Origin of the sequence: Streptomyces pinistramenti (genome assembly GCF_020564935.1) — a bacterium.
GTDB classification, from domain to species: Bacteria; Actinomycetota; Actinomycetes; order Streptomycetales; family Streptomycetaceae; genus Streptomyces; species Streptomyces pinistramenti.
On the sequence record NZ_JAJCXB010000014.1, the window covers coordinates 26,400 to 41,362 of the forward strand.

The window sequence follows — 14,963 nt, forward strand, 5'->3', positions numbered from 1 at the left end:
ACGCACACGCTGCCCTGGCACCTGCACGCGGCCCAGGCCGCGGACCCGTTTCAAGGTGTCCGAATCGCCGCTCCCGCTCGACCCGCCGACCGACGGCGTCGAGCCGCCGGCCTTCCTGGACCACGCCGCCGCCCTGCTCCGGCACGAGCAGGAGCACGGCAGCCTCCTGGCAGCCGCACAGGCCGAAAGCGGGCCTTGATCGCATCGCCTGGGAACTCCCCGCGCTATTGCCCGTTACCCGCCCGGATGAACCCCTTCGTCGAGTGGTTCGCCATGGGCGCGACCGGCCTGCAGGCCGCCCGGAGAGTGCCATCGAGCCGGTCAGGTCGAGCTGCTGGCCGGCCTGGGCAAGGCGTACTCCCAGTCGCACCGCCTCGTCGCGGCCGCGGAGCATCACGGAGACGCCCTGGCGCTGCGCCGGGAGCTGGGCGACCAGCCGGGGGAAGCGCTCGCCCTGAACGCGATCGGCCTGATCAGACCGCATGCCCGTCAACTGGACGCCAAGAAGGAGCAGTTCGTCACGTTGCCGGCACTCTGCCGTGAGACCGGATTCGACCGGCTCCGGACGCGGGAGCACAGCGAGGTGCCGTCTCCGCGACCGCTCTCGCGAGGCACGGGCCTGGCATCACGCCGAAGAAACGTACGCACAACAGCGCCGCTTCGAGGACACGTCCACCTTTCACCGCCGCGCGGCGGCAACGCAGCGCGAGGTCAACGATCCCTGGCAGTTGACCCTCGCGCTCGACGGTCTGGCGACGACGTTCCACGAAACCGGTGCCGGCGAGAAAGCGCGCTTCCCGTGGATGAAGCCCCGGACCTCCTCACCGGCTTCGACGAGGCCCATGCGGCCCTGATCCGCACGCGCATTAACGCGACCCTGATGAGGTGACCGCACCTCACCGCACACATACCCACCGGTGACGGCGCCGCCGCACACCCAGAATCCCCGGGCCACAACAGGACGCTGTTGGCGAATCCTCCTCCTGGTTCCACGCAGTAGGAGGAAATAGCCATCTCCGAAGGGGTTCACTTTTTTGAATGCTCCAGAACGGACGCCATCAACAGGACCGCCCCGACGGCACCCAGCGCAAGGCTGCCAAGGAGACTCAGCAACCCGCGTCCCTCCACAAGTCCAAGGACGAACCCTCCCAGACCTGCGAAGGTCGCCAGGCAGCTAAAGAGGATCACCGGGAACGCTTTAAGATTCAAGAAAGACCCAAGCAGCCTGTTCAGATCCCACAGAGGAGCGAACCTCCTGCGCGGAGACCTACGCGGCCGATCCGTTCCCTCCACGAGCCTTCCCCTTCCCATACTCCCGGTTGAACTGGTCCGGCCCTACATTCCGGCTCTGCTTCTCTTTCTTCTCCGGATCAGCCTCGGGCGTATAGGCATAGTCAATGCCGGTCGCAATGAGAGCAACAGGCCAACCGAATACCTTCCCTGCACCCTTGATGATTCCGGAACCCACCTTGTTGATGACAGTCCCGCCACCCGCACCGAGCTTGATCCCCAATGTATTCGCCATCGAGGAGAGGGCATTCGGTGGAGTACCACCAATAAAATACTTCCAGGCTTCCCCTCCCCTCCCATGAAGCGCAGAATCTCCAGCGTTGATCCATCCCTTGTAGCTGAGGAACTCCGCCACCGGCTTGATGGTGTCACTACCCCATGGCTTCTTGGCATCGAGCCTGCCCACGCCGACGCCAGAGTCCTTCTGGGAAGCTTTCTTATACGAGCTGATTGAGGTGTAGACCTTGCCCTTGAAGCCATCCTCTGCTTTGCCGACAGTGTTGCTGTGGAGAGCCTGGGAGGCGAGCTCGTCCGTTTCGTCTGCGTCTCCGAGGATTTTTTCGATCCTGCCGGTGAAATCTTCGATCTTTGCTTTCTGCAGGGCAAGGATCTCTCGGTTGTCGACGTCGTCTTGGTCTGGGAGGTCCTTGGTGATGTCGTTGCGGGCCTCGACGCGGCCGGTGCCACTGACCACCAAGCCTCGGTCCCTCGCCTCCACATCGGCGAGTTCGTGGAGGTCCGCTTTATGTTTCTTCAACCTACTGCGGGCGTCGCGCAAAATATCACGGATGCCCTTGGCCTCCGTGACTGCGTCCGCGAGTTCCTTATCGGCATCCTTGATTTGGTTGGATGCCATCACCGAGGTGAAGTCGGTGCTTTGCCAACCTGCCTGATGGAACGTTTTGGAGACGTCGCGGGTGAATGCGTCGCCCAGGGATTCGAGGCGGCGTATCTGGGTGTCCCATGCCTCGACGGCGCCATTCAGGCCGTTCAGGTCGAGGTGGTAGAGCTGTTCGTACGTCACCATGCGCTGTCACCTCATCCGAAGGGCGTGGACGGGGGCACGGACTTGAACGTCGCCGCGTTCTCGTGCTCCGACCGCTCGTAGTTGTCGGCGGTGGTGGTGCACTTGGCATGTATCTCGCGGCAGGTTCTGACGAGCCGTGCGACCTGGTCACTCCAGGTCTCCACCGTCTGATCCATGGTTCTGCCCAACCTGCCGTCCCAGGAAGCCCCCTTGAAAGCTGTGGCCGCGCGCATGCTCTCGTCTTTGGCGCCACACCCCTTGGCGTGCAACTCACCGGCGATGTCCAGGGAGTTGTTACCGGACTGGCGCAGCTTCGTCGGGCTATTGATCTGAGTAGCGCCGCCGCTTCCTCCTGAGCTGGGCGGGCTGGGCGTGGTCCCCCAGACCATTGCGTCCCCCTCGTGTCGATGCTCTCTGCGGGCGAGTGACACTTCCACGCAGAACCGGTGAGCATACAGACGTCGCTGACCTTGATCATTCTGGGGTTCCGGTCACCCCCACCCGGCAGCCGCGCGGGCACACCCGGCGCCGATGCGCCATGCGGCAACACCGATGACGTGACGGGCGCCACACCAAAACCAGCCTCAAGTTAGGCAAGCCTAAGCTAACTTATTCCTGGACCGCTTCCCGCGAGCCGGCCCCAAGAGGCACCCCCGCCAAGGAGATTGACGCCGCATGTCTTCATTGACCCTCCGCATCCGCCGGATCGCCGCCACCGCCGTGGCCGTCGCCGCGGGCAGCACGCTGGCCCTGCCGGGCGCCGCGCACGCCGCCGCTCCCGCGGACAAGGCCGCCGTAGCCAAGGCCGCCCCCGCAGCCAAGCCCGTCACGGCCGCTCCCCTGGCGAAAGGGCTCTACCAGTCCGCGTACTCGGACCGGAACCACGTGCTCTGGGCCACTGCCTCGGTAGGCCGCCCGCCGGTCACCAACTCCGCGCTGGTGAAGGTGGATCCGCGGTCGATGAAGGTGAAGGCGTCCTACGCGCCGCCGGTCACGGACACGGCCACCGGCGCCGTCGAGGCGGTCTACGGGGTCGCCGTGGACGACAGGCACAACACCGTCTGGACGACCAACACCCGCAACAACTCCGTCGCCGTCTACAGCCAGCGCACCGGCAAGCACCTCGCCACGCTCCCGGGCGTGAACCACGCCCGCGAGGTCGTCGTGGACGAGCGGCACAACACCGCGTGGGCCAGCGGCTTCGGCGACGGCTCGCTCGTCGCCTTCGACACCCGTACCTACAAGGAGAAGAAGCGCGTCACGGTCGCGGGCGCGGGCCCCGCGGGCCTCGCCCTCAACGAACGCACCGGCACGGCCTACGCCACCGACCTGAACGGCAACCAGATCATCGAGGCGTCCCCCCGCGCCAAGGCCCCGCGGCTCATCCCCACGGGCGAAGGCCCGATCTCGATCGCCCTCTCCCGCGACGGCCGCACCGCCTACACCGCCGACCAGAAGGCCGGCTCCCTCTCCGTGGTCGACCTGCGCAAGGGCACCGTCACCACGTCCGTGCCCACCGGCGACGGCACCCTCGCCGTCGCGAGCGACCCGCGTTCCCACACCGTCGTGGTGGCCAACCGCACCACCGCCACCGTCTCCCTCATCGACCCCCGCAAGGGATCCGTCGTCAAGACCGTGACCACGGGGGCCAACCCCAACCACATCGAGATCGCCCACGGCACCGCCTACGTCGTCGACAAGTCCGGCACCGGCCCCCGGGGCGAGGACCAGCTCAACCGCATCCGCATCAAGCGCTGACCCCCGGCCCGGCACCCCCGCCCGATCCGAGCCGTACGGCCCGCGCCCTCACTGGGCCGGGAGGCGTACGGAGTAGATGGAGGGGGTGTCGAGGCGGCCGGAGACGAGCATGGCGCCGGTGACCGCGAGGAGCAGGGGGACCATCAGCGCGTCGACGGTGCGGGTGAGTTCCAGCATGAGGACGACGGCGGCCACGGGTGCCTGCATGGCGGCGGCGAGGACGGCGGCCGCGCCGATGACCGCGAATCCGGCGGCAGGTCCGGGCCAGAGATGCGTCCAGCCCAGCCCGGCGAGGGAACCGAGCAGGGCGCCGGTGGCCACCGTCGGGGTGAAGAGACCACCGCTGGCCCCGCTGCCCAGGCTCCCGGCGGTGGCGATCGGCTTGAGGAAGAGCAGGGCCACCAGCGTGGGGGCGGCGAGCAGCCCGCCGAGGGAGAGCTGGACGATGTCCTTGCCGTTGCCGAGCAGTTGCGGATACGGGACGGCCAGCGCGCCGACCGCGGTGAACACCAGCAACGGCGCGACGTGCAGCCGCCACCCCGTGGGCCGGTGTGCGTGCGCGATCCGGATCATCCGCACCCAGCCGACCGCGGCCAGCCCGGCGAGGGGACCGAGCAGCACGGCGAACACGGCCAGCGAGGCGGACAGCGGCACGTCGGGCAGCCGGTAGGTGGGCCCGGTGGGCAGCACGGTCCAGGAGACCGCGGTGGCGATGCACGAGGCGGCCAGTGCGGGCAGGGCAAGCCGCAGCGACAGGACCCCGAGCATCACCTCAAGCGTCAGCAGCGCCCCGCCCAGCGGGACGTTGTAGACGCAGGCCATGCCGGCTCCGGCGCCGCAGGCGGCGAGCAGCCGGCGGTGCGCGGTGTCGATGCGGGCCCAGTCGGAGAGCCGGGAGGCCAGCGCGGCACCGGCCAGCCGCGGCGCCGCCTCCCGCCCCAGCGAGGCGCCCATGCCGACGATCACCACGGACAGCACCGCCGTGCCCAGACTCCGCCGCAGCGGCAGCCGCCCCGCGTCCCGCCACAGCGCCACGCTCACCTCCGAGCCGCCGGGCCCCGTCCACCACCGCAGCAGCCACCAGCCGCCCCCGGCCACCGCCCCCGCGACGGCCAGGGCCACCACACGGCGCGGCGCACCGGCCTGCTCGACCGCGGCCAGAAAGCTCCCCGACCGGTAGGAATACGTGAGGTGGGCCACCGCGTGCAGCAGCGCCATCAGGGCGGCACCCGCGAGCCCCGCCAGCACACCGGTGGCCACCACCAGCACCCAGAACCGCACGGAAAGCGCGGGAACATCCACCGGCGCGACGAGATTCGGCTGCTCCACCGTCCCCGTACCGCCGGGCCTGTCCCTTCCGTGGTCTCCGCTTCGGCCGCCGTCCATCGCCCGCCCTTCCCGGGAAGCCGGCCCCCACTCGCCCCCGCCGGGCATCGTCTCCCGGCCCGCCCGCCCACAGGTGCGCCCGGCCCGCGTGTCGCGCCACCACACGATCCGGACGCCGACCGGACCGGGAGGCCGTACCGCCATCCGCCTGCACCTGCGCCTACGTGCCCACCGGATCGGCCCGCCCCTCGTTGTATCCGGGGACAGACCGATCGTGAGGGCGCAGCGATGAACCGGAACGCACAGTGGGTACGGGACGCTTCGGTGACCCTCATGGACGCGGCGGTCACCGCCGGCCTGATCACCGGCGCCCTGCTGCTGCGCACCCGCTGGCTGGCCGCGATCGGCGGCGTCTGGGCGGTGCTGACCCTGCGGCAGGGCTACCTGGCCGCACGCGCCCGCAGACGGCCGACGCACCCGCCGAACGGCACGCGGCACCAGCCTCGTTCCCCGAACTGACCACCCGCGTCCCGGCACGGACGCGCCCCCGCGCTCAGGGCAGCCTGCTCGCCAGATTCAACTCCGCGACCCTGGCCCACAGTTCCTCCCGGGGCATCACGGCCCGCACCGCGTCCGGCGGGCAGTCCCACTCCCGCCCGCCCCCAGGAGGCCGCAACTGCACATATGGCCCCTCCCGCCCCATCACCCGCCCGATCCGCCCGTCCCGCGCATCCACCACGTACCGCCCGCACTCCGCCCCCGTCACGGCCGGCACCCTTCCAGCACCTCCACCAGCCGCCGCGCCGTGGCGAGATTGCACCGCCCGAGTTCGATCAACGGCTGCGGGTCGGCCATCACGCACGAGACCGGATCCACCCGCAACGACGGCAGTGCCACCCCCAACTCCCGCAACGACTCGTCCACCACCCGCACGATGTCCTCTGCCTCGCCCAGCCGCTCCGCCGCCGCCCGACGCCGCTCACTCATCGCCATCGCCCTACCACCTTCCACGCTCAGTAGTGATGTTCTTCACCCAGCGTGGCCGGACTCGGCTAGCCTGAAAAGTGGCGCAGATCCAACACATCCGGCTGGCTGACCAGGAGTTCTCATGCCCGGACCGAAGCGTCTCGACCCGTCGTCATCACCCCGCGCGATGCTCGGCGCCGAGTTACGTCACCAACGCGAGAAGGCCAACCTGTCGCAGGACGAACTGGGTGCCGCCCTCTTCGTCAGCGGCTCGTTCATCGGCCAACTGGAGGCCGGTACCCGCCGGATGCTCCCCGAGTACGCCGCCCGCATAGACGAAATCCTCGGCACGGACGGCTACTTCACCCGCAACTGCGAAGCGGCCACGAAATCGAAGTACCCGGATCACTTCGCGGAGGCGGCCGAGGCGGAGGCCATCGCGGTCTCCATCAAGGAGTACGCACCGCAGCTCATCCCGGGCTTGTTGCAGACGGAGGCGTATGCGCGGGCCGTTTTCCGCGCGTATCAGCCGACGGCGACGGAGTCGGTCATCGATGAGCTGGTCGTCGCCCGATTGGAACGAGCCCGACTGCTCGACGATCCAACAACGCCGCTGATGTGGGCCGTTCTGGACGAGGCGGTGCTGCGACGGGCGACCGGCGGCCGGAAGGTGATGGCAGAGGCGCTTCAGCACATCGCCGCACTGATCCGCCGACACCGGATCATCGTGCAGGTGCTGCCGTTCGACGCCGGGGCGCATGCCTCGCTGGAAGGCACGCTGAAACTCATGCGCTTCCCGGACGCTCCGCCGCTGTCCTACTTGCAGGGCCTCGGCACAGGGCAGTTGGTGGACGATCCGGCTCGGGTCGCGCAGTACGAACTGTCCTACGATCTCCTCGCGGCCAGCGCACTGTCACCGGAAATGTCACTGGCCATGATCGAGTCGATGGCGGAGGCATTCATCCATGAGGAACCACGGTGAGTACGACCTGAGCGCCGCTTCCTGGCACAAGTCCAGCTACAGCGGCGGCAGCGGCGGCGACTGCCTGGAGGTCGCCCGGGACTTCCCCGGCGCCGCCTCCTGGCGAAAGTCCACCTACAGCGACGGCAGCGGAGGGAGTTGCCTGGAGGTCAACGACAACGCCCTCCCCGGCCTCGTCCCCGTACGGGACTCCAAGCGGCCTTCCGGCCCGGCGCTCGTGTTCCGGGCGGCGGCCTGGTCCGAGTTCGTGACGGGCCTCAACAGCGGTTCGCTGCACGGCGCCTGAGACACAAAAGCCTGGGGCCCGGGGCTCATCACCCGAGCCCCGGGCCCCAGGCCGTCGGCTGGGACCGCTGTATGTCAGATCGGCAGGTCCCAGCCGGGCCCGTCCTCGGTGCCGAGCCAGACTCGCTGGCCGGCGGCCGAGACCGTGATGCCGAATCCCTCCTGATGGGGTTCGTCGGCGGCCTGCCAGCGCTGCACCGCCCGCTCGACCCGGTCCCACAGGCGGACGGGCCCGCGCTGCACAACGGTCCACCCGCCGTTGGGGTTAGGTGCCGTCCGGGCCTGCGAACCGGTGGATACGTCCCAGAGGATCTGTGCCGCCCCCGTCCCCATACGTTCGGCCGAGGGCGCCGCGAGCTGCGCGACCCACCCGCCGGTCCACGTGTCGAGCTTCGCAGGGTCGATCCGGCTCGGGCGTTCCTCTCCGGGCAGCAGGGCCGGCGTCGGGCGGGGCGGCCGGTCATGGGGCCTGGCGATCATGAAACTGGTGTAGCCGGGCAGGAACCGCCCCGTTGCCTCCCCGGGGCCGGTCACGTCGAGCAGCGCAAGGGAGTTGGCGTAGCTCCACCCGGACAGGGTGACCAGGATCTTTCCGCCCGGCTTCACCTGGTGCAGCCACGGGAGCGGGATGTACCGGACCGAGCAGGTGGCGATGAGCCGGTCAAACCGCCTGCCGTCCGGGTCGCCGCGCAGCCCGTCACCGTTGATCAGCCGGGGCGCGAAACCGGCCGCCTTGAGCGCCGCCGCCGCAGCCCCGCCCACCACCGGGTCGTACTCGATGCTGGTGAGATGGGCGTCCCCGAGGCGGTGCGCGCCGAGGGCGGTCGAGTAGCCGGTTCCGGTGCCGATCTCCAGCACCTGGTGCCCGGCCTCGGCGCCGAGCTGCTGCCACATGCGCAGCACCAGCGACGGCAGCGTGGACGACGACGACGGGGAACCGGTCACCGTCCCCTCGGTCACGTCGTCGGGCCTGATGCGCCCGTCGAGTTGAGTGATCAGCGTGTGGTCGGAGTAGACCCCCTCCAGCCATCCGGGCTTGCCCTCCCGGACAGGGCGGTAGCCGGTCGGGACACTGCCTGCCACCGGCATGAAGTAGGACCCCGTGAACAGCTCGCGGGGAACCGTCCTGGCGGCGCTGCGCCACTCGGGTTCAGCGAAGGTGCCGTCCTCGGTGAGCCTGTCCGCCAGGACGCTGCGAAGCTGAGCCGATGTGCTCACGTGTCGGGGCCTTTCTCCAACTGGTCGGCGATGGCGTGGGCGACCGCTGCGGTGGTCTCCGCCGGCTGCCACGCCCACTGGCCGTTCGGATCGCACTCAAGGAAGTACCAGTCACCGTCGGTGGTTACGGAGAAGTCGAACGCACCGTAGGTCAAACGGAGTTCGGCGAGGTAGGCGGCGACCGCGCGGGCGGCCGACTCGGGCACCTCGACCGGTGTGCAGGTCATCAGGTCCTGACGGTAACGCCAGTCGAGGTCGGGGCTGTCGATCCGGACCCCGAACAGCCGGTCGCCCACGGCGGTCACCCGCACGTCGAACGCCTTGTCCACCCTGGCTTGGAACATGTGCGGGCAGACGGACACGGCGTCGGTGATCTCGGCCCCGCGCACCTCCCGGACCCACACGCTGTGCGGCCGGCCGTCCACCCGGTAAGGCGTGTTCCACAGCGGTTTGTAGACCACTCCGCCGGGCCGGCTGACAACGAACTTGCGCGCCTCGTCCGGGTCGTTGGTGATCACGGTGTCGGGCACCAGGAATCCGCAGCGCCGTGCGGTCGAAAGCTGTGCGGGCTTGAACTCGGATGACGCAGCGGCCCGGTTGTGCCACGGGTGATTGACGTAGTGCGCGCCCGGCAGTGACGCGAGGATGCCCCCGACGCCCCACAGGGCTTGTTCTGCGGCGAACCGGCTGTCCTGGTCGCTCAACCCCTGCGGCCCTTCGTAGGGGGAGGGCCTACGCACCCAGACGGACCGAATCCGAGCGGTGTCGAGTTCCCGGCTTGCCGTGCGCAGGGTGCCCCGCTGGCCGCCCGTGCGGTACGTGGCAGTCAGCGAGGCACCCTCGTGCAGGTCGGCGCCGGGGTCGAGACGGACAACGGGAACCCGGCGTTCGGCGAGCAGCCGTAACACCACGTCCGCTGTCACGTCGTAGGGGGTGGTCAGCACCAGTACCGACCTGCCGTCATCCATCAGCCGGAACTCTGGTCCTGGTCGTACGACTCGGTGCTGTCCGCGTCGGTCGCGCCGCCCGGACCGGCCCCGTCACCGGGGGCGGTCGTGGTGGGCGTCAGGCCGCTCGTGCTGGTGCCGTGGCTGCCCAGCTCGACCGTCCGGCCGTGCTCATCCACGATCACCGCGATCTGCGTTTCGGGGTCGATCACGGGGGTGCACTTCGGGACCGCGGTGGTGGCCGCGTACGGCCCCATTCGTTGCGTGCCCCACGGTGCGGGCATCTGCGTCATCTGTTCTGCGCCTCCGTTTCATGGCGGTGCCAACAGTGCAACAGCCCAGCCAGTTGGCCGAGTTGCGCCATCCCACCGCAGCCGACTCGTCCTGTCCAGGGTGGGAGTGGCCGAGGCCGTTGTGCCACCTGAAGACCGCGCGGGCGCCTGAGAAACAAAAGCCCGGGGCCCGGGGCTCGTTCACCCGAGCCCCGGGCCCCGGACCGTTGGCCCACCGACGGTCAGAGCGTCGGCCCCCGCAGCGCCTTCTCGTTCTGCATGTGCGTCAGGCGGCGCACGAAGAGAATCGCGAGGACGGCGGCCACGATGTCGAACACATCGCTCGCCATGAGCCCGGCGAGCGCCCCCCTGATCTCATCCGGCGTCTCGGCCCGCGCGTACCGCGTACTGGCAAGGCGCCCGAAGATCAGGTCCACGATCCACAGCGTCCACCACCAGTTGACCAGCGCCCTGGACGGGGAGTTCGCACCGGCACTGGCGTTCCAGGTGTCGAGCGCGATCCGCCGCGGGAACCACAGATTCACCACCGGTACGATCCAGCCCCAGATCGCCCAACCCCGGCCCTTCGCGTGGTGCTCGGGGGCGAAGACGTCGGCGTTGACGCGGGTCCGGTGGAACCAGACGATGAAGACCACGGCGGTCGCGAGCATGGCCACGGCCTGAATCTTCCCGGAGGCCGCGTACAGCGTGTCCGCCCGGTCGATCTCCTGCGCGGTCACCGAGCCGAAGTCGCCGATGATGCGGCCGGCCAGACCGTACAGCTGCCACCCCTGCCACAGCGCGTACAGATCGGCGACGACGACGAGCCTGAGCAGCATCTTCACGGCCTTCGACAGCCCGACAGGCGAGCGGAGAACCGCCTGCGGGCCGCGCGGAACGGACCAGTTGGATGACGGCGGCGGCGGTGCGACGGGCATGTGGGACATGCGGAATCCCCCGTGGTGCTGGATCACTGTGCTGGCACGTGCAGCGGGCCGCCTCTCCCCGAGGCGGCCCGAACACAGAGGGAACATACGTTCTCCATACATCCCCTGTCCATTCAAAAAGGGGCAGACCAGCCCGTCTCGGAGTGAACCAAACTTTCCTATGGAAGGCTGAGTTGAGGCCGCCCTCACGGCTGCGCTCGCTACGGCAAGGTGAGGATTTCGGCTCCGTCGCGGGTGATGGCGATCGTGTGCTCGCTGTGTGCCGTCCGGCAGCCGGTCGCACTGCGGAGCGTCCACCCGTCGGCATCGGTGACGAGTTCAGCGGTGTCCGCCATGACCCACGGCTCCAGGGCCAGCAGCAGACCCGGGCGCAGTTTGTATCCACGTCCGGGCCGTCCGGTATTCGCCACGTGCGGGTCCTGGTGCATCGTTGATCCGATGCCATGACCCCCGAACTCGGTGTTGATCGGATATCCCGCCTCGCTGAGGACCGTGCCGATGGCATGGGAGATGTCGCCGATGCGGGCCCCGGGCCCGGCAGCGGCGATCCCTGCGGCCAGCGCGCGTTCGGTTGCCTCGATCATCGCGACACTCTCCGCGGGCTTCGCGTCGCCCACGAGGAAGCTGATGGCGGCGTCCGCGGCGACTCCGCCTCGGGAGACGGCGAGGTCGAGTGTCAGCAGATCGCCGTCGGCAAGCGTGTAGTCGTACGGCCGTCCGTGGAGCACGGCGTCGTTGACGGCCGTGCAGATGTAGTGGCCGAACGGGCCGCGGCCGAAGGACGGCGCGTAGTCGACGTAGCAGGACTGCGCCCCCGCCTCGATGATCATGGCCTTGGCCCACCGGTCGATGTCCAGCAGGTTCGTGCCGACCGCGCTACGGCTCTTCAGCGTCCGCAGGATGTCAGCGACCAGGGCACCTGTGCCTTTCGCCCGAGCCAGCAGGGTGGGGTTCAGGATCTCGATCATGCGGCGCCCTTCTCGTAACCAATAACTATACCGGTCAAACTATACCGGCCAAACTATACCGGTACTAGAATCGGAGCCATGGTCAGGTTGCCGCTCACTCCCGAAGAGGTCGAACGCGGACAGCGCCTCGGCGCCCTGCTACGTCGGGCCAGGGGGGAGCGCTCGATGCTCGACATCGCGCTCGACGCACACGTCTCACCGGAGACCCTCCGGAAGATCGAGTCGGGCCGCGTGGCCACCCCCGCCTTCCCGACCATCGCGGTGATCGCCGATGCCCTCGGCCTCTCCCTCGATGTGGTCTGGGCGGAGATCAACCGGCCCGAACGTGGCGCTGGACGGGCCGGCTCCGGCCACCACGCACCTGAGCAGTTGGCCTCGTAAGTCGGGGAGACCCCGGAACGGCCGGTGAATTCACCGGCCTTGCGGTCGAGCGCCCGGCGCGCCGACGTCGGCCGAACCGGCGACGAGAGCTGGGCGCCGCTCGCCGACCCGGAAGGCGACGAATTCCGCTTCCTTGCGGGCCGCCACCCCTGACCGGGGCCGCACACCGCGCGAGACCCGAGACCCGGGCGCCGAGATCCGCGCTTCGAGCCCTGCTTTCAAGGAGCGGGAGGATGAAGGGAATTCACCCACCCACCCGCCCAACTCCCGCACACACCAGCGCAGATGACGGATTGTGTTCGGTTTGCCACAAGGCGCCACACCGGTCTGGCGTGCCCACCGGACCTGCCGCCCAGCGCGACCCGGCACCGGCACGCGAACCGGAACCGCCGCCACCGGCCCCGCGGCCACACCACTCCCCAGCACCGCACGGCTCCCCACACCAGGCACGCACCCGCACCCCGGCCTACGCAGCCCTCGTCGCCCTCGGCCGCACGGACCCCCGCATGACACTCTCCGCCGCCGACTGCGCCGCCCTCGAACCACTGGCCGCCGAGTGGCTGGCCCGGGGCGCGACCCGGACCACCTGGCCCAGGACCTCACCGCGGGCCTCCCTCCGATCGTCCACCACCCCGGCAAACTGGCCCACTCCCGCCTGACCACCAAACTCCCACCGGAGCCCCAACCGGCCCCGGAACCACCACCGTTCCGCGACGGCGCCCCACCCCGCCCCCGCTTCAAGCACCCACTGCCGCGCCCCCCGCCACCCCCAAGCCCTCCCCCGCGGCCTCTGCCCCGACTGCCGCAACGAACCCCGCCCCACCCCGCACGGCCTCTCCCCCACGGCCGTCCACACCCACGTGCAGCGCATCCGGGAGGCGACCCGCGCAACAGAACGGAGTCACGCATGACCGCAACAACTGTCCGCACGAGAACCGGGGCACCATGGAGTCGAGGAGGCGACACCATGACCCCCAGCGCCGCACACCGCCCGCAGATGCCCGTCGAGGACTTCGAAGAACTCGCCCGCACCGCGCCGGAAGCCGTCACTCTCGAATTCATCAACGGAAAACTAGAGGTCAAGCCGGTGCCGGACGGAGATCACGGAGCCATCGTCATGTGGCTGCTCAAGCAATGCATGCAGCAGCGCCCCGACCTCGCGCTCTACCCCGAACAGGGCCTCCGGACCGAGGCGTGTCACTGAACTCCCGCGGCCTCTCGCAGAGATCCCGATCGCGGCGGAACCGAAGCCGGAACCAGAGCCGGAGCCGGCCGGAACTGGGCTAGAAAGGTCGGCATGGAACTCACCCAGATACGCGTGTTGGTGTCCGACTTCCCCGGCGTCTACCGCTTCTACCGGGACGTGCTCGGGCTCCAGCCGCAGTTCGAGGCCGAGAGCGGCCCGTACGCCAAGCTCAGCCCCGACACCGGACACGCCGCCATCGCGCTGCAGGAGCGGGCGCAGATGGCCGGCGTGCTGGGGCAGTTGCGGGCGCGGCCGGAGGGGTACCGCGCGCTGGTGGTACTGCGGGTGGACGACCTCGACGCCGCCCACACCGAGCTGACTTCGCGGGGTGCGGTTTTCACCCGGGAACCGGGCCCGATGGGCGATCGGATGCGGGTCGCCTACCTGGAGGATCCCGAAGGGAACCTGATCGAGCTTCAGGAGTGGCTGGCGCTGCGCGAGCGGGCCGATGGCGAGTCGGCGCAGGAGGCGCAGGGAACGTAGGAGCGGTGGGAGGCGCAGCGGCGGGGTTCCGCGAGGGGGCGGGCCCCTAGCCCCTCAGTGCACCGACAACCCGCCGTCCACGAAGAGGGCCTGCCCGGTGACGTAGGCGGAGGCGGCGCTCGCCAGGAAGACCGCGGCGCCCGCGAAGTCGTCGGGCAGGCCGTTGCGGCCGGTCAGCGTGCGGGCGGCCAGGGCTGCGACCTTTTCGGGATCGGCGGACAGCCGGGCGTTGAGCGGCGTCATCACGAAGCCCGGCACGAGCGTGTTGCAGGTGACGCCGTACGGTGACCACGCCTCGGCCTGGGAGCGGGCCAGGGACTCCAGCGCGCCCTTGGAGACCCCGTAGGCGCCGCTCTGGACGAACGCCCGGTGCGCCTGCTGGGAGGTGATGTGGATGATCCGGCCGTAGCCGCGTTCGGCCATGCCGGGGCCGAACCGCCGGCCCAGCAGGAAGGGCGCCTCCAGATTCACGGCCATCGTGGTGTCCCACACCGCGTCATCCAACTCGTCCATCGGTGGACGCAGGTTCACTCCGGCGCAGTTGACGAGAATGTCCGGCTCGCCGAACACGGCAGCCGCCCGGTCCGCCGCCGTCCGCACCCCTTCGCGGGTGCCGAGATCGGCGCTCACCCAGGCCACCCGGCAGCCTTCGGCCGTCAACTCGTCGGCGGTGGCGGCGAGTTCCGCTTCCCTGCGCGCCACGATCACGACGTTGGCGCCCGCGCGGGCGAGGGCGCCGGTGATGGCCCGGCCGATGCCGGAGCTGCCGCCGGTCACCACGGCGGTCCTGCCGTCCAGCGCGAACAGGCCGGAGAGGTACGTCTGCGAAGTCATGGCCGCACCTTAGACGCGGCGTTCGCGGGGTGC

17 protein-coding genes and 2 pseudogenes are annotated in these 14,963 nt (G+C 69.6%); 9 read left to right on the forward strand and 10 right to left on the reverse strand.

The genetic code is table 11. From position 1 onward, the window contains the following. The first annotated feature begins 55 nt into the window (after window positions 1-55). Window positions 56-199 carry a hypothetical protein gene (locus tag LIU39_RS12600; protein ID WP_227046751.1) on the forward strand — a complete coding sequence of 48 codons (144 nt, stop codon included), beginning with the start codon at window positions 56-58 and terminating at the stop codon, window positions 197-199. 1,068 nt (window positions 200-1,267) lie between these two features. On the opposite strand, the gene LIU39_RS12605 is transcribed toward LIU39_RS12600, so the two are convergent. After that, window positions 1,268-2,317, reverse strand: coding sequence for a hypothetical protein (locus tag LIU39_RS12605; protein WP_227046752.1), 1,050 nt, complete (start codon window positions 2,315-2,317; stop codon window positions 1,268-1,270). A gap of 11 nt (window positions 2,318-2,328) precedes the next feature. Continuing rightward, on the reverse strand, window positions 2,329-2,493 hold the full coding sequence (locus LIU39_RS12610) for a hypothetical protein (protein WP_227046753.1): 165 nt from the start codon (window positions 2,491-2,493) through the stop codon (window positions 2,329-2,331). Window positions 2,494-2,992: 499 nt separating this feature from the next. Between LIU39_RS12610 and LIU39_RS12615 the strand changes: the two genes are divergently transcribed. Beyond that, complete coding sequence (locus LIU39_RS12615) at window positions 2,993-4,075, forward strand: YncE family protein (protein WP_227046754.1); 1,083 nt, start codon at window positions 2,993-2,995, stop codon at window positions 4,073-4,075. 48 nt (window positions 4,076-4,123) lie between these two features. On the opposite strand, the gene LIU39_RS12620 is transcribed toward LIU39_RS12615, so the two are convergent. Further along, window positions 4,124-5,404 carry a chloride channel protein gene (locus LIU39_RS12620; protein WP_227046755.1) on the reverse strand — a complete coding sequence of 427 codons (1,281 nt, stop codon included), beginning with the start codon at window positions 5,402-5,404 and terminating at the stop codon, window positions 4,124-4,126. Window positions 5,405-5,689: 285 nt separating this feature from the next. On the opposite strand from LIU39_RS12620, the gene LIU39_RS12625 reads away from it, so the two are divergent. Next, window positions 5,690-5,920 (forward strand): hypothetical protein, encoded by a 231-nt coding sequence (locus LIU39_RS12625; protein WP_227046756.1) that lies wholly within the window; start codon window positions 5,690-5,692, stop codon window positions 5,918-5,920. A gap of 243 nt (window positions 5,921-6,163) precedes the next feature. On the opposite strand, the gene LIU39_RS12630 is transcribed toward LIU39_RS12625, so the two are convergent. After that, the gene (locus LIU39_RS12630) at window positions 6,164-6,388 is read right to left on the reverse strand and encodes a hypothetical protein (RefSeq protein ID WP_308409378.1); all 225 of its coding nucleotides are present in this window, start codon (window positions 6,386-6,388) and stop codon (window positions 6,164-6,166) included. Between the two features lie 121 nt (window positions 6,389-6,509). Between LIU39_RS12630 and LIU39_RS12635 the strand changes: the two genes are divergently transcribed. Next, the gene (locus LIU39_RS12635) at window positions 6,510-7,349 is read left to right on the forward strand and encodes a helix-turn-helix domain-containing protein (RefSeq protein WP_227046758.1); all 840 of its coding nucleotides are present in this window, start codon (window positions 6,510-6,512) and stop codon (window positions 7,347-7,349) included. Further along, window positions 7,333-7,635: a DUF397 domain-containing protein gene (locus LIU39_RS12640; RefSeq protein WP_227046759.1), complete on the forward strand. Its 303-nt coding sequence runs from the start codon at window positions 7,333-7,335 to the stop codon at window positions 7,633-7,635. Before LIU39_RS12635 ends, LIU39_RS12640 begins: the two co-directional genes overlap by 17 nt. A 74-nt stretch (window positions 7,636-7,709) precedes the next feature. Here the strand turns inward: LIU39_RS12640 and tgmC are convergent, their stop codons facing one another. From tgmC to map, 5 genes are all read right to left on the reverse strand, one after another. Next, entirely contained in the window at window positions 7,710-8,852 is a 1,143-nt protein-coding gene (gene tgmC, locus LIU39_RS12645) for an ATP-grasp peptide maturase system methyltransferase (protein ID WP_227046760.1), read from the reverse strand. Further along, window positions 8,849-9,820, reverse strand: a complete 972-nt coding sequence (gene tgmB, locus LIU39_RS12650; protein ID WP_227046761.1) for an ATP-grasp ribosomal peptide maturase — start codon at window positions 9,818-9,820, stop codon at window positions 8,849-8,851. The genes tgmC and tgmB overlap by 4 nt, the downstream gene beginning before the upstream one ends. Further along, the gene (tgmA, locus tag LIU39_RS12655) at window positions 9,820-10,092 is read right to left on the reverse strand and encodes a putative ATP-grasp-modified RiPP (protein ID WP_227046762.1); all 273 of its coding nucleotides are present in this window, start codon (window positions 10,090-10,092) and stop codon (window positions 9,820-9,822) included. The genes tgmB and tgmA overlap by 1 nt, the downstream gene beginning before the upstream one ends. Before the next feature lie 221 nt (window positions 10,093-10,313). After that, window positions 10,314-11,018, reverse strand: a complete 705-nt coding sequence (locus LIU39_RS12660) for a DUF4328 domain-containing protein (protein WP_227046763.1) — start codon at window positions 11,016-11,018, stop codon at window positions 10,314-10,316. Between the two features lie 200 nt (window positions 11,019-11,218). Then, window positions 11,219-11,986, reverse strand: coding sequence for a type I methionyl aminopeptidase (gene map, locus LIU39_RS12665; RefSeq protein ID WP_227046764.1), 768 nt, complete (start codon window positions 11,984-11,986; stop codon window positions 11,219-11,221). 78 nt (window positions 11,987-12,064) lie between these two features. Between map and LIU39_RS12670 the strand changes: the two genes are divergently transcribed. The 4 genes and pseudogenes from LIU39_RS12670 to LIU39_RS12685 all read left to right on the forward strand — a co-directional run bounded on the left by LIU39_RS12670 (window position 12,065) and on the right by LIU39_RS12685 (window position 14,096). Continuing rightward, window positions 12,065-12,367: a helix-turn-helix domain-containing protein gene (locus LIU39_RS12670; RefSeq protein WP_227046765.1), complete on the forward strand. Its 303-nt coding sequence runs from the start codon at window positions 12,065-12,067 to the stop codon at window positions 12,365-12,367. A 39-nt stretch (window positions 12,368-12,406) separates the two neighbouring features. Then, a pseudogene (locus tag LIU39_RS34900) lies at window positions 12,407-12,520 on the forward strand (VOC family protein); the annotation flags it as partial. A gap of 814 nt (window positions 12,521-13,334) precedes the next feature. After that, window positions 13,335-13,559: pseudogene (locus LIU39_RS12680) on the forward strand (Uma2 family endonuclease); the annotation flags it as partial. A 105-nt stretch (window positions 13,560-13,664) separates the two neighbouring features. After that, window positions 13,665-14,096, forward strand: a complete 432-nt coding sequence (locus tag LIU39_RS12685; protein WP_227046766.1) for a VOC family protein — start codon at window positions 13,665-13,667, stop codon at window positions 14,094-14,096. 54 nt (window positions 14,097-14,150) lie between these two features. Here the strand turns inward: LIU39_RS12685 and LIU39_RS12690 are convergent, their stop codons facing one another. Continuing rightward, entirely contained in the window at window positions 14,151-14,930 is a 780-nt protein-coding gene (locus LIU39_RS12690) for an SDR family NAD(P)-dependent oxidoreductase (protein ID WP_227046767.1), read from the reverse strand. Between the last annotated feature and the right edge of the window lie 33 nt (window positions 14,931-14,963).

Excerpts from the sequence above, each read along its gene's own strand:
- tgmB (WP_227046761.1), bottom strand. The coding sequence starts at position 9,820 with ATGGATGACGGCAGGTCGGTACTGGTGCTGACCACCCCCTACGACGTG.
- LIU39_RS12630 (WP_308409378.1), bottom strand. The coding sequence starts at position 6,388 with ATGAGTGAGCGGCGTCGGGCGGCGGCGGAGCGGCTGGGCGAGGCAGAG.
- LIU39_RS12690 (WP_227046767.1), bottom strand. The coding sequence starts at position 14,930 with ATGACTTCGCAGACGTACCTCTCCGGCCTGTTCGCGCTGGACGGCAGG.
- LIU39_RS12685 (WP_227046766.1), top strand. The coding sequence starts at position 13,665 with ATGGAACTCACCCAGATACGCGTGTTGGTGTCCGACTTCCCCGGCGTC.
- LIU39_RS12660 (WP_227046763.1), bottom strand. The coding sequence starts at position 11,018 with ATGTCCCACATGCCCGTCGCACCGCCGCCGCCGTCATCCAACTGGTCC.
- tgmA (WP_227046762.1), bottom strand. The coding sequence starts at position 10,092 with ATGACGCAGATGCCCGCACCGTGGGGCACGCAACGAATGGGGCCGTAC.
- LIU39_RS12635 (WP_227046758.1), top strand. The coding sequence starts at position 6,510 with ATGCCCGGACCGAAGCGTCTCGACCCGTCGTCATCACCCCGCGCGATG.
- LIU39_RS12625 (WP_227046756.1), top strand. The coding sequence starts at position 5,690 with ATGAACCGGAACGCACAGTGGGTACGGGACGCTTCGGTGACCCTCATG.
- LIU39_RS12615 (WP_227046754.1), top strand. The coding sequence starts at position 2,993 with ATGTCTTCATTGACCCTCCGCATCCGCCGGATCGCCGCCACCGCCGTG.
- LIU39_RS12640 (WP_227046759.1), top strand. The coding sequence starts at position 7,333 with ATGAGGAACCACGGTGAGTACGACCTGAGCGCCGCTTCCTGGCACAAG.
- map (WP_227046764.1), bottom strand. The coding sequence starts at position 11,986 with ATGATCGAGATCCTGAACCCCACCCTGCTGGCTCGGGCGAAAGGCACA.
- LIU39_RS12610 (WP_227046753.1), bottom strand. The coding sequence starts at position 2,493 with ATGGATCAGACGGTGGAGACCTGGAGTGACCAGGTCGCACGGCTCGTC.
- LIU39_RS12670 (WP_227046765.1), top strand. The coding sequence starts at position 12,065 with ATGGTCAGGTTGCCGCTCACTCCCGAAGAGGTCGAACGCGGACAGCGC.
- LIU39_RS12605 (WP_227046752.1), bottom strand. The coding sequence starts at position 2,317 with ATGGTGACGTACGAACAGCTCTACCACCTCGACCTGAACGGCCTGAAT.